General features: G+C 75.7%; 11 protein-coding genes. 6 read left to right on the plus strand and 5 right to left on the minus strand.

Translation table 11 applies throughout. The annotated features are described in order from the left end of the window. Positions 1-85: 85 nt before the first annotated feature. Positions 86-2,884 (minus strand): DEAD/DEAH box helicase, encoded by a 2,799-nt coding sequence (locus GA0070564_RS15405; protein ID WP_091609338.1) that lies wholly within the window; start codon positions 2,882-2,884, stop codon positions 86-88. Between the two features lie 169 nt (positions 2,885-3,053). Between GA0070564_RS15405 and GA0070564_RS15410 the strand changes: the two genes are divergently transcribed. The 3 genes from GA0070564_RS15410 to GA0070564_RS15420 all read left to right on the plus strand — a co-directional run bounded on the left by GA0070564_RS15410 (position 3,054) and on the right by GA0070564_RS15420 (position 5,742). Further along, positions 3,054-3,740, plus strand: a complete 687-nt coding sequence (locus GA0070564_RS15410) for an HAD family hydrolase (RefSeq protein WP_425412489.1) — start codon at positions 3,054-3,056, stop codon at positions 3,738-3,740. Between the two features lie 76 nt (positions 3,741-3,816). Next, positions 3,817-4,539, plus strand: a complete 723-nt coding sequence (locus GA0070564_RS15415; protein WP_245670019.1) for a TetR/AcrR family transcriptional regulator — start codon at positions 3,817-3,819, stop codon at positions 4,537-4,539. Positions 4,540-4,848: 309 nt separating this feature from the next. After that, positions 4,849-5,742 carry an EamA family transporter gene (locus GA0070564_RS15420; protein ID WP_218104931.1) on the plus strand — a complete coding sequence of 298 codons (894 nt, stop codon included), beginning with the start codon at positions 4,849-4,851 and terminating at the stop codon, positions 5,740-5,742. Here GA0070564_RS15420 and GA0070564_RS15425 read toward each other — a convergent pair. The 3 genes from GA0070564_RS15425 to GA0070564_RS15435 form a co-directional block, all read right to left on the minus strand. After that, positions 5,705-6,631 carry a diacylglycerol kinase gene (locus GA0070564_RS15425; RefSeq protein WP_091609341.1) on the minus strand — a complete coding sequence of 309 codons (927 nt, stop codon included), beginning with the start codon at positions 6,629-6,631 and terminating at the stop codon, positions 5,705-5,707. The two genes, GA0070564_RS15420 and GA0070564_RS15425, sit on opposite strands and share 38 nt — an antisense overlap. Before the next feature lie 82 nt (positions 6,632-6,713). Continuing rightward, a complete protein-coding gene (locus GA0070564_RS15430) occupies positions 6,714-7,364 on the minus strand; it encodes a fasciclin domain-containing protein (RefSeq protein ID WP_091609342.1) in 651 nt (216 codons plus the stop codon). Between the two features lie 113 nt (positions 7,365-7,477). Beyond that, positions 7,478-8,521 (minus strand): zinc-dependent alcohol dehydrogenase family protein, encoded by a 1,044-nt coding sequence (locus GA0070564_RS15435; RefSeq protein WP_091609343.1) that lies wholly within the window; start codon positions 8,519-8,521, stop codon positions 7,478-7,480. A 187-nt stretch (positions 8,522-8,708) separates the two neighbouring features. On the opposite strand from GA0070564_RS15435, the gene GA0070564_RS15440 reads away from it, so the two are divergent. After that, the gene (locus GA0070564_RS15440; RefSeq protein ID WP_141714777.1) at positions 8,709-9,500 is read left to right on the plus strand and encodes a hypothetical protein; all 792 of its coding nucleotides are present in this window, start codon (positions 8,709-8,711) and stop codon (positions 9,498-9,500) included. A 112-nt stretch (positions 9,501-9,612) separates the two neighbouring features. After that, positions 9,613-10,872, plus strand: a complete 1,260-nt coding sequence (gene kynU / locus GA0070564_RS15445; RefSeq protein WP_091609660.1) for a kynureninase — start codon at positions 9,613-9,615, stop codon at positions 10,870-10,872. Positions 10,873-10,879: 7 nt separating this feature from the next. Here kynU and GA0070564_RS15450 read toward each other — a convergent pair whose 3' ends face one another. Further along, a complete protein-coding gene (locus tag GA0070564_RS15450) occupies positions 10,880-11,170 on the minus strand; it encodes a GNAT family N-acetyltransferase (RefSeq protein ID WP_342672550.1) in 291 nt (96 codons plus the stop codon). 71 nt (positions 11,171-11,241) lie between these two features. On the opposite strand from GA0070564_RS15450, the gene GA0070564_RS15455 reads away from it, so the two are divergent. Continuing rightward, complete coding sequence (locus tag GA0070564_RS15455; protein WP_091609346.1) at positions 11,242-12,126, plus strand: ABC transporter substrate-binding protein; 885 nt, start codon at positions 11,242-11,244, stop codon at positions 12,124-12,126. Positions 12,127-12,131: the final 5 nt, after the last annotated feature.

Below are 12,131 nucleotides of genomic sequence, written 5' to 3' on the forward strand. Positions count from 1 at the left end.
GCACCCCCCGGACAATTCGGGGGGTGCCGTTGTCGTAACCCTGCGCAGTCCCGCCGGCGGGACCAGCAGTGACCGATTGTGACCATCATCCGACGTGGTAGGCGAGCACTCCCCGGTTCACCGCGGCGATCGCCTGGCGGGCGGTGGCCCGCAGCTCGGTCGACGCGCCGCCGGAGTCGGCGAGCTGGCCCAACAGGTCGACGACCTGCCGCGCCCACCGGACGAAGTCGCCGGCCGGCATCTCGCCCTCGATCTGGTGGCCGCTGGCCAGCACCTTGGCCAGCACCTCGCCCCGGGCCCAGCGGTAGATCGGCCAGGCGAAGCCGAGGTCCGGCTCCCGGGTGACCGTCAGCCCGCGGTCGGCCTCGTCGGTCTCGATCTCGCCCCACAGCTTGAGCGTCTCGCCGACCGCGTCGGAGACCGGACCGCGCGGCAGCCCGGCCCGCTCGTCGACGTCCCGACGCGCCTCGAACACCACCACCGAGACCGCCGCGGCCAGCTCGGCCGGGGAGAGCCCGTCCCAGACGCCGCGCCGCAGGCACTCGGCGACCAGCAGGTCCGCCTCGGTCCAGATCCGGCCGAGCATCCGGCCGGCGTCGGTGACCGTGCCGTCCGCGGCGAGGTAACCGCGGGCGGTCAGCAGCGCCACGATCCGGTCGAAGGTACGGGCCAACGAACCGGTCCGCCCGGCGACCCGCTGCCGCAGCTCCTCGGTGTCGCGTTCCAGCCGCCGCGCCCGCTCCGCCCAGCGGGCGTGCTCCTCCCGCTCGGGACAGGAGTGGCACGGGTGCCGGCGCAGCTCGCCGCGGAGCTGGCTGAGCCGGTGGTCCTCCCCCGCGGCCTGCCGGGACCGGCCGCCCCGGCGACCGCCGTGCCGGTCCAGGCCGGTGCCGCTGACCTCGGCGGCCAGGTCCCGCCGGGCGGCCGGCGAGCGGTGGTTGAAGTGCTTCGGCACCCGGATCCGGGCCAGCACCTCGGCCGGGGTGGTGAAGTCGCCGGGGCTGACCCGGCCGGCCCAGCGGTCCTGGGTGAGCACCAGCGGGCGCGGTTCCCCGAAGCCGCCGGTGGCCGGGTCGAGCACCACCGCGAGGCCGGCCCGCCGCCCGGACGGCACCCGGATCACGTCACCGACCCGCAGCCGCTCCAGCGACTCGACCGCGGCGGCCTTGCGCTGGGTCTGCCCCTGCCGGGCGATCGCGCGCTCCCGCTCGGTGATGGCCACCCGCAGCGCGAAGTACTCGTCGAAGTCGCCGTGGTGGCAGGCCGCCTCCGCGCCGTACGCCTCGATCGTCTCGGTGTTGCGCTGCACCTGCCGGGCCAGGCCGACCACCGACCGGTCCGCCTGGAACTGGGCGAACGACGACTCCAGCAGCGCCCGGGCCGGTTCGGCGCCGACCGTCCCGACCAGGTTGACCGCCATGTTGTACGACGGCCGGAAGCTGGACCGCAGCGGGTAGGTGCGGGTGGAGGCCAGGCCGGCGACGTGCCGGGGGTCGGTCTCCGGCGACCAGACCACGACCGCGTGCCCCTCGACGTCGATGCCGCGCCGGCCGGCCCGCCCGGTGAGCTGCGTGTACTCCCCCGGGGTGAGGTCGACGTGGGCCTCGCCGTTGTACTTGACCAGGCGTTCCAGCACGACGCAGCGGGCCGGCATGTTGATGCCCAGCGCCAGGGTCTCGGTGGCGAAGACCGCCTTGACCAGCCCGCGGACGAAGAGCTCCTCGACGATCTCCTTGAACACCGGCAGCATGCCGGCGTGGTGGGCGGCCAGGCCGCGCTCCAGGCCGTCGAGCCATTCCCAGTAGCCGAGCACCGACAGGTCCTCGCCGGGGATGGCGGTCACCCGGGACTCGACCACCCGGCGGATCTCGGCGCGCTCGTCCGGCGAGGTCAGCCGCAGGCCGGCGGCGAGGCACTGCTGCACGGCGGCGGCGCAGCCGGCCCGGCTGAAGATGAACAGGATCGCCGGCAGCAGGCCCTCCCGGTCCAGCCGGTCGACGATGTCCGGGCGCAGCGGACCGCGCCAGCGGGGGCCGCGGCGACCCCCGCCGGGGCCGGCGCTGCGCCCCTCGCCCAGCTCCAGCCGGCGCACCGTGTCGCGGGTGTAGCGCAGCAGCTCCGGGTGCACGTCGTGCTTGCGGGCGGCGTCGGCGTCGTGGAACAGGTCGAACATCCGTTTGCCGACCAGCATGTGCTGCCACAGCGGCACCGGCCGGTGCTCGCTGACCACCACGGCGGTCTCGCCCCGCACGGTGACCAGCCAGTCGGCGAACTCCTCGGCGTTGGACACGGTCGCCGAGAGCGAGACCAGGGTGACCGAGGCGGGCAGGTGGATGATCACCTCTTCCCACACCCCGCCGCGGAACCGGTCGGCCAGGTAGTGCACCTCGTCCATCACCACGTAGGCCAGCCCCTCGAGGGTGCTGGAGCCGGCGTAGAGCATGTTGCGCAGCACCTCGGTGGTCATCACCACCACCGGCGCGTCGCCGTTGATTGCGTTGTCACCGGTGAGCAGGCCGACCTGCTCGGCGCCGTACCGGTCGACCAGGTCGTGGTACTTCTGGTTGGACAGCGCCTTGATCGGCGTGGTGTAGAAGCACTTGCGCCGGGTGGTGCCGGACGGGCCGCCGTCGGCGACCGACGGCTGGTCGGGCGTCCCGCGCAACGCCAGGTGTACGGCGAACTCGCCCACCACCGTCTTGCCGGCGCCGGTCGGGGCGCAGACCAGCACGCCGCTGCCGCGCTCCAGGGACTGGCACGCCTCCCGCTGGAAGTCGTCCAGGTCGAACCCCAGATCGCGGGCGAACTCGTCCAGGGCCGGGAACTCGGATGCGTACGCGGCCCGGCGGCGCGCCGCGGCGTACCGCTCGGCGGGACTCGACATGTCACCAAGATTAATGCGTGCGCCGGCACGCCACCCGGCAAGGCGTCCGGAGGGGTCGTCGGGGGCGGTCGGTAGGGTGCACGGCGTGCCGGACCATGCCCGACCCACCCACGAACCCGCCCCGGGGGACGCCGAGGACGCCGTCGACCCGCGGGTGCCCCGCCGACCGGTGGAGGCCGTGCTCCTCGACTTCCACGGGACCCTGGCCCAGGTGGAGGAGGCCCGCGACTGGGTCACCGCCGCCGCGGCCACCTGCGGGGTGACGCTGGAGCGGACCCGGGCCACCGTGCTGGCCGACCGGCTGCTCACCGCGGGTCGCCCCGGCGGGCCGCCGCCGGCGCGGGTGCCGCCCCCGCTGGCCGAGCTCTGGGCCGACCGCGACCTCTACGAGTACGCGCACCGCGGCGCGTACACCGGCCTGGCCGCGACCGTCGACTCCGGCATCGAGGGGCTGGCCGAGGCGCTCTACGAGCGGCTGCTGGCCCCCGAGGGCTGGGTGCCGTACCCGGACGTCGAGGCGGTGCTCAAGGGGCTGCGGCAGGCCGGGGTCAAGGTGGCGGTGGTGAGCAACGTCGGCTTCGACATCCGACCGTTGGTCGCCGCCTGGGGGCTGGCCGACCTGGTCGACGCCTACGCCCTGTCGTACGAGGTGGGGCGCTGCAAGCCCGACCCGGGGATCTTCCTGCGCGCCTGCGGCATGCTCGGCGTCGACCCGGAGCGGACGCTGATGGTGGGTGACACGCCGGCCGACGCGGGCGCGGTGCGCGCCGGTTGCGCGGTGCTGGTCCTGCCCTGCGCCGACCCGGGACGCAGCAACGGCCTCGGCGCGGTCCTCGACCTGGCCCTGCGCGACTGATCGTTAGCGTCGATAACGGTGAGGCGACTCTCGCGTTAACATGCGGCGCTAACGCACCGACGTTATCGTCGCTGTCGTGAACGCGCTGGACACCTCACCCCGGGACCGGATCATGCGGGCCGCCGCCACGCTGCTCGCCGAGGGCGGTCGGGACGCGGTCTCCACCCGGGCCGTCAGCCGGGCCCCCACCATCTACCGGCAGTTCGGCGACATGCGGGGCCTGCTGGACGCGGCGGCGAGCTACGGCTTCGCCGCGTACCTGCACGACCAGGCCGCCCGCGAGCCGGCCGGCGACCCGGTGGACGACCTGCGCGCCGGCTGGGACATGCAGGTCGAGTTCGGCGTCGCGAACCCCGCCTTCCACGCGCTGATGTACGGCGATCCCCGCCCCGGTGTGCAGAGCACCGCCGCCCGGGTCGCCGCCGACATCCTGCGCCAACTGGTCACCCGGGTCGCCGAGGCGGGCCGGCTGCGTACCGGGGTGGACCGGGCCGCCGCCATGATCCACGCGGCGGGCTGCGGCGTCACCCTCACCCTGATCCAGACCCCGGAGCCGGACCGCGAGCCGCAACTCTCCCCCACCACCCGGGACGCGGTGCTGGCGGCGGTCTGCACCGACAGCCCGCTGGCCCGCGCCCACCGCCCCCAACCGGCGGTACGCCACGCCGTCGCCCTGCGGACCGCCCTGCCGACGCTTCCCGCCGACCTAACCCCCGCCGAACGCGCCCTCCTCGACGAATGGCTGACCCGCCTCACCGACCCCCACCCCCCGCCCCCGCCCTCAACCCCGCCCCGTTGATCATGAAGTTAGCGGCGTTAAAGGAGATCAACATCGACGCTAACTTCATGATCGACGCCGTTGGCCCGGCGGGGGCGGGGGCGGGGGCGGGGGCGGGGTGGGCGATCTGCGGCACGGGTGGCCGGGGCGCAGTGTCCGGCGGGGGCCGGCGGGCCTAGCCTCGCAGGCGTGAACCCTGCCGCCCGCCCCGCGCAGACTCCCGCCCACGGCCCGGCCGGTCCCGGCGTGCCTGCTGCCGGCCCGGTCGGTACCGGCGCGGGCAGGGCAAACCCGCCGGGGAGCGGCGGGGGGCGGCCCGGGACCGGCCCGGTGACCGGGCGGGTCGGCGCGATCGGGCTGGTGCTCGGCGGGGCGCTGTCGGTGCAGTTCGGCTCGGCGGTCGCCGCGTCGATCTTTCCCCGCACCGGGGTCTCGGGCGCGGTGACGCTGCGGCTGACCCTCGGGGCGCTGGTGATGCTGCTGGTCTGCCGGCCCCGGCTGCGCGGGCACGACCGCGCCGACTGGGTGGCGGTGGGGGCGTTCGGGCTGGCCCTGGCCGGCATGAACTCGATCTTCTACCACGCCATCGAGCGGATCCCGCTCGGCCCGGCGGTCACCCTGGAGGTGCTCGGCCCGCTCGCCCTGTCGGTGTTCACCGCCCGCCGGCTCGCCGCCTGGTGCTGGGCGGGCCTGGCCCTGGCCGGGGTGGCCCTGCTCGGCCAGGGCGGCTTCGAACGCCTCGACCCGGTGGGCGCGGGGCTGGCGCTGGGCGCCGGGGCGCTGTGGGCGGCGTACATCGTCTGCTCGGCGCGGGTCGGCGGACGGTTCCCCCGCGCCGACGGGCTGGCCCTCGCGCTCGCGGTGGCGGCGCTGGTCACCCTGCCGATCGGGCTGCTGGACGCCGGCGGCCGGCTCTGGCACCCGGTCGTGCTCGGGCTCGGCGCCGGGTTGGCGCTGCTCGCCTCGGTCCTGCCGTACACGCTGGAGCTGCTGGCGCTGCGCCGGCTGCCCACCGCCACCTTCGCCGTGCTGATGAGCCTGGGGCCGGCGATCGCCGCGCTGGCCGGCTGGCTGGTGCTCGGGCAGGCGCTGCACGTGCGCGAGATGGTCGCCATCGCGCTGGTGATCGCCGCGAGCATCGGGGCGGTCCGCGCCGGCGGGCCCGCGAAGGCGCCCGCGCCGTCGGTCAGCGCAGCAGCCGCACCGCCGCCGGCACCGCGCTGATCCGCACCGGCAGGTCCAGCGAGCGCTCGCCGTCGGCGTACGTGGTGATGCCCTCGGCGGCCACCTCGACGGTCCGGGCCCGGTAGCTGCGCACCAGCGGGTGGTCCACGTGGGTGCCCCGGTAGATCCGCGGCTTCACCCGGATCAGGGTGCGCCGGTCGAACTCCCCGCCCACCACCACGTCCAGCAGCCCGTCGGTCGGGTCGGCGGCCGGGCAGATCCGCATCCCGCCGCCGTAGCTGGCGCAGTTGCCCACCGCCACCAGCACCGCGTCGACCCGGTGCTCCTCGCCGTCGAGCCGCAGCACGTAACGGCGGGGGCGCAGCCGGGCCAGCTCCACCAGGATCGCCAGGTCGTAGCGGCGGGGTCCGCGCGGACGGCGCATCCGGTTGGCCCGCTCGTTAACGATCGCGTCGAAGCCGGCGGCGAGCACCGCGCCGTACCAGCGGTCACCGCCGTCGGGGTTGGTCATCCGGGCCAGGTCGACCGGGCGACTGCGGCCCTCGCGCAACGCCGTGGCGATCACCTCGGCGGCGGCGAGCGGGTCGGCCGGAAAGCCGGTCTCGACGGCGAAGTCGTTGCCGGTGCCGGCCGGGACCGGCCCGAACGGCACCTCGGTGCCGGCCACCGCCTGCAACGCCCGGTGCACCGTGCCGTCCCCGCCGACCGCGACCAGGGCGCCGGCGCCACCGGTCACCGCCGCGTGGCAGGCCGCCTCCGCCTGCGCCGGGGTGGCCGCCGCGAGCAGCTCGACGGGGCGCCCGGCGGCGGCCAGCCGGTCCAGTACGGCGGGCAGCAGGCCGGCGTGCCGTCCCCGACCGGCGGTGGGGTTGGCGAGCACGGCGACGGGGCCGGACGGAACATGATCGTGCGCGGTCACGGCGAGCACCGTACGGCACGGGCCAGGCCGGCCACCAGGGCCGACACGAACGGCGCCCGGCCGGGCCGGGCGCCGTCGTGGGAGCGTGCTGTCAGGGCAGGTCGATCGGGCGCAGCACCCGGTCGACCGCGTGGGCGATCTGCTTGTTGCCCTTGTTGATGTCGAAGACCACCACCCGGGCGTTGCGGTCGCTGGTGTCGGCGTCGACCAGCCGCACCTGCCGGCCGAACCAGGTGTGCCGCACGTCGACCTCGACGGTGGTGCCGAGGGCGGTGGTCAGGTCGGCCCCGTCGGCCTTCAGCGCCGCCTTCCGGTCGATCGTGGCGCCCGGCACCACGTGGTAGAGCAGCACGTTCTCCACCGTGTCGATGCCGAGGCCGGCGACCGCGGTGAACGCCGCCTGCTCGCTGGGCAGCCGGTGGGCGCCGGTGAGGTCGCGGACCAGCTCCCGGAACGCGGCGTCGGTGGGCACGAACGCGGTCAGCGCGACCGTCCCGTCGGTGAGCACCTTCACCGGCGAGTCGGGCTTGGCCTGGAGCACCGCGAGCACCGCCGCGGTGAGCACGTCGAAGTCCCGGGAGTTGTGGTCGAAACCCCCGGTGTCGCGGGTCAGCACCGCGGCCAGCGACCGGTTGCCGAGGTCCCGGCCGGAGGCCTGCGCCGGTACGGCGACGGCGGTTGCGGCCACGGCGGTGGCCATCGCGCCCACGGCGAGCCGGGCGGCGAGTCGGGCGATCTTCATCGGTGAGCCTTTCGTCGAGGCGACCAGATCAGTGACGTCTCGTCACGACCCTTGCTTCGCCCGCGACGACCGGAACGGATGCACCCACCGAGGACGTTTTCCGCCCGGACGGCTCAGAAGGCGATCCGGACCTTCAGCGCCGTCCGCTCGTCCATCGCCCGGTAGCCCTCGGGAACCTCGTCCAGGCCGACCACCCGGTCGAAGACCGGCGACGGGTCGATCGTGCCGTCGAGCACGTCGGCCAGCAGCTCCGGGATGTACGCCCGGGCCGGCGCGACCCCGCCGCCGACGGCCACGTTGCGGCCGAACATCTGGCCGATGTCGACCCCGGCGCTGCCGCCGTGCGGAACGCCGACGTAGCCGACCGCACCGCCGTCGCGGGCGATGGAGATCGCCGTACGCATCGACTGCTCGGTGCCCACGGCCTCGATCACGGCGTGCGCGCCCTGGCCCTTGGTCAGCTCCCGCACCGCGGCGATCGCCGCCTCACCGCGCTCGGCGACCACGTCGGTGGCGCCGAAGGCGCGGGCGATGTCGGTGCGGGCGGTGTGCCGCCCCAGCGCGATGATCTGCTCGGCGCCGAGCCGCTTCGCGGCCAGCACCCCGCACAGCCCGACCGCACCGTCACCGACGACCGCGACCGTGACCCCGGGGCGGACCCGGGCGGCCAGGGCGGCGTGGTGGCCGGTGGACATCACGTCGGACAGCGCCAGCATCGCGGCCAGCAGCCGCTCGTCGCCGGCCGCCTCGGCGGGCAGCCGCACCAGGGTGCCGTCGGCGTACGGGACGCGCACGGCCTCGCCCTGACCGCCGTCGGAGCCGGCGGAGCCCCAGAAGCCGCCGTGCGGGCAGGAGGTGTGCAGGCCCTCCCGGCAGAAGTCGCAGACCCCGTCGGACCAGACGAACGGCGCCACCACCAGGTCGCCGACCCGCACCGAGGTGACGTCGGCGCCGGTGGCCTCCACCACGCCGAGGAACTCGTGGCCGATCCGCTGGCCGGGCTCCCGCTTCGCGACGCCCCGGTACGCCCACAGGTCGCTGCCGCAGATGCAGGCGCTGACCACGCGGACCACCGCGTCGGTGGGGTTGCGGACGGTCGCGTCGGGCACCTCCTCGACGCGGATGTCGTTCGGTCCGTGGATCACGGTTGCGCGCATGGGCCGTCCTCGGGATCGACAGTGATCGGTGGCGGGTCCGCGCCGCGGAGCGGGTGCCGCAGCGGCCCGCCCGACGGTAGTCCGGCGACCGGCCGGGTGCCGCCCGCCGGCCGCCCGCCGTGTCCGGGCTCACCCCGGGGCCCGGAGCGGGGCAGCGCGTCCGGCGTCGCGGGCGGACAATCGACCGGTGGGTGGACGCTCCGGCGCAGGCGCGCTCAGGATTCTGCTGGTGCTCGCCGTGCTCGCCCTGGCGGTGATCCTCGGGGTGCAGCTGCTGGGGTGGTCGCTGCTCGGCCGCTGGTCGATGCCGGGCCGGGGCGGTCCGGACGCCGAGGCGCACGCCAGCGCCGTCGCCGACGCCGGCCGGACGGTCCAGCGGGTCCGGCAGGGCTTCAAGCTCGACCATCTCTACCGAGCCGACGAGTACGCGCACGCCGCCGGCCAGCAGCCCGGCGTCTCCGTGCTGTCGGTGCGCGGCGAGACGCACTGGGGAACCGGGGTGACGCTGGTGCTGCGGGTCGTCGGGCACGGCGTGGCGATCGGCGCCGACGGTTCGGTGATCCGCGACCGTGACCTGCCGATCTGCTTTCGCGTGCAGCTGGGCCCGCAGGACGACGACCAGGACGACGACATCCCCTGCCCGGCCGGTGAGCCCTCGCCCGTCGTGCCCGACCCGACGCTGGACGGGGTGGACGACCGGCTGCGGCGGGCCCTGGCCGGCACCGGTCCGGATCAGGCCGCCGTCCGGGCCGCGCTGGCCGGCCTGCGGCTGGATCCCCGGGTACGCCAGGAGGTGACCGCCGCCGACGGCCGGGTCGGGGTGGCGTTGCGGGCCACCCGGTACGACTGCCTGGTGGCCCGGGTCACCGTCGACGGGGCGCAGCTGTGGCGCCCGTCCCGGGTGCAGCTCGCCCCCGGCGAGCTGTCCTGCACGGCCGGCCTGGCGTTCGGCGCGCAGTTCGGCCGTTCGCCGCACTGAGCCGGTCCCGCCGGGTGGGCGCCGGTGGCGGTCCCCGGCCGGCCCGGTCGCGGCGCCGCCTAGGCTGGCTGCGGTCGCCCGCCGACGGCGACGGTCATGCCGAGGAGTGCACGTGCCCGACGAGTTCCCCCGTTACCGGTGCAAGGAATGGGACGCCGAGGATCCCCTCGCCGACCTGCGGGACCGGTTCGTCATCCCCGACGAGCAGCTCATCTACCTGGACGGCAACTCGCTGGGCCGGCTGCCCGCGGCCACCCCCGAGCACCTGGCCCGGCTGGTCCGCGACGGCTGGGGCGGGCAGCTCGTCCGCGGCTGGCCGACCTGGGTCGAGTGGGCCGGACGGATCGGCGACCGGATCGCCGCGCACGCCGTGGGCGCCCGACCGGGCGAGGTGGTGGTCTCCGACTCGACCTCGGTGAACCTCTACAAGCTCGCCGCGGCGGCGCTGGACGCGAACCCGGGCCGGCGGACCGTCCTGGTCGACGCCGAGGACTTCCCCACCGACCGGTACGTCCTCCAGGGGCTGGCCGAGGCGCGTGGGCTCACCCTGACGATGCTCCCCTCCGACCTCGACGAGGGGCTCGACCCGCGAACCCTGCGGGACGCGCTGACCGAGGACGTCGCGCTGGTGGTGCTCTCCGCCGTGTCGTACCGGTGCGGTGCGCTGCTGGACATGGCGGCGGTGAACGCGGCGGCCCGCGAGGTCGGCGCGTACGTGCTGTGGGACCTGTCGCACGCGGTGGGGTCGGTGCCGGTCGAGCTGACCGCGAGCGGCGCGGACCTCGCGGTCGGCTGCACCTACAAGTACCTCAACGGCGGTCCGGGCGCGCCGGCCTTCCTCTACGTGCGCCGGGAGCTCCAGCAGCGGCTGCGCCAGCCGATCCAGGGCTGGTTCGGCCAGCGTGACCAGTTCACGATGGGCCCGCACTACGATCCGGTGCCGACGGTGGACCGGTTCCAGGTGGGCACCCCGCCGGTCCTCGGGATGGCGGCGCTGGACCCGGCGCTGGACGTGCTGGCCGAGGCCGGCATCGACCGGGTCCGGGCCAAGGGGGTACGCCTCGGCGAGCTGATCGTCGCGCTGGCCGACGCCTGGCTCACCCCGCACGGCTTCACGGTCGCCTCCCCGCGCGATGCGGCGCGGCGGGGCAGTCACGTCTCGCTGCACCACCCGGAGGCGCTGCGGATCTCCCGGGCGCTGGCCGGCGCGGGGGTGGTCGGTGACTACCGGGCCCCGGACCGGCTGCGGCTCGGGCCGGCGCCGCTCTACACCCGCTTCGTGGACGTGTGGGACGCGATGGACCGGCTGCGCGACATCGTCGAGCGGCGCACGTACGAGCAGGTGCCGGGCGAGCCGTCCCGGGTGACCTGAGCTGCGGTCACTTCACCTTGCGGGTGGAGCGGACGACGATGTCGTCGTACTCCGGGTGGCGGGTCAGCCACTCGGCGATGAACGGGCAGATCGGCACGACCATCCGGTTGCGGGCCCGCGCGTCGTCCAGCACGGCGCGGGCCAGGGTGGACCCGACGCCCCTGCCCTCGAACTCCGGCTCCACCCTGGTGTGGGTGTAGGCGACGATCGCGCCGGTCAGCTGGTAGGTGACCACACCGGCGGTCGCCCCGGTCTCGTCGCGCGCCTCGAACCGCTCCCGCTCGGGCGCGTCTGTCACGGTGAACTGCACCCCGCCATCCAACCACGCCTCGCCGGGGTCGCCCCGGCGGCGCCTGGCAGGATGGCCGGATGCGTCTGGTCTCGCTGCTGCCCTCCGCCACGGAGATCGTCTACGCCCTGGGGCTCGGTGACGAGCTGGTCGGGGTCACCTTCGAGTGCGAGGTGCCGGCCGCCGACCGGGCCGGCAAGGCGGTGGTGGTGGGTGGCCGGGACACCCGCGGGATGACCCCGGGCGAGATCGACGCGTACGTGCGGGCGCAGGCGGCCGCCGGGGCGGACCTGTACACCCTGCACCGCGACGCGCTCGCCGGTCTGGACCCGGAACTGATCGTCACCCAGGACCTGTGCCGAGTCTGCGCGCTGCCGTCGGGACAGGTGTCGGCCGCCCTGGAGCATCTCGGCTGTCGCGCCGACGTGCTCTCGCTGGACCCGCACACCCTCGACGAGGTGCTCGACACCGTGCTCGCGGTGGGCGAGCGGGCGGGCGTACCCGATCGGGCGCACGCCCTGGTGGACGGCCTGCGCGCCCGGCTCGCGGCGGTCTCGGCGGCGGTCGCCGGCCGGCCCCGGCGGCGGGTGGCCGTGGTGGAGTGGGTGGACCCGCCGTTCCCCGGCGGGCACTGGGTGCCGGACCTGGTCGCCGCCGCCGGCGGGGAGCCGGTCGCGGGCCGACCCGGGCGGCGGTCGGCGCCGACCACCTGGGCCGAGCTCGCCGACGCCGACCCGCAGGTCGTGCTGGTGACCCCGTGCGGGTTCCACCTCGACGGCGCGGTCGAACAGGCCCGGACGGTGGCCGGCCGCTTCCCCGGCGCGGAGGTCTGGGCGGTCGACGCCGACGCGCTGATCGTCCGCCCGGGCCCGCGGCTGGTCGACGGCGTCGAGGCGATCGCCGCGATCCTGCACCCCGACGCCGTGCCGGCCGCACCGGCCGGCAGCATCGCCCGGGTCGCCTGAGGCGC

Source organism: Micromonospora mirobrigensis, assembly GCF_900091555.1.
GTDB lineage: Bacteria > Actinomycetota > Actinomycetes > Mycobacteriales > Micromonosporaceae > Micromonospora > Micromonospora mirobrigensis.

Excerpts from the sequence above, each read along its gene's own strand:
- GA0070564_RS15455 (WP_091609346.1), top strand. The coding sequence starts at position 11,242 with ATGCGTCTGGTCTCGCTGCTGCCCTCCGCCACGGAGATCGTCTACGCC.
- GA0070564_RS15435 (WP_091609343.1), bottom strand. The coding sequence starts at position 8,521 with ATGCGCGCAACCGTGATCCACGGACCGAACGACATCCGCGTCGAGGAG.
- GA0070564_RS15405 (WP_091609338.1), bottom strand. The coding sequence starts at position 2,884 with ATGTCGAGTCCCGCCGAGCGGTACGCCGCGGCGCGCCGCCGGGCCGCG.
- GA0070564_RS15430 (WP_091609342.1), bottom strand. The coding sequence starts at position 7,364 with ATGAAGATCGCCCGACTCGCCGCCCGGCTCGCCGTGGGCGCGATGGCC.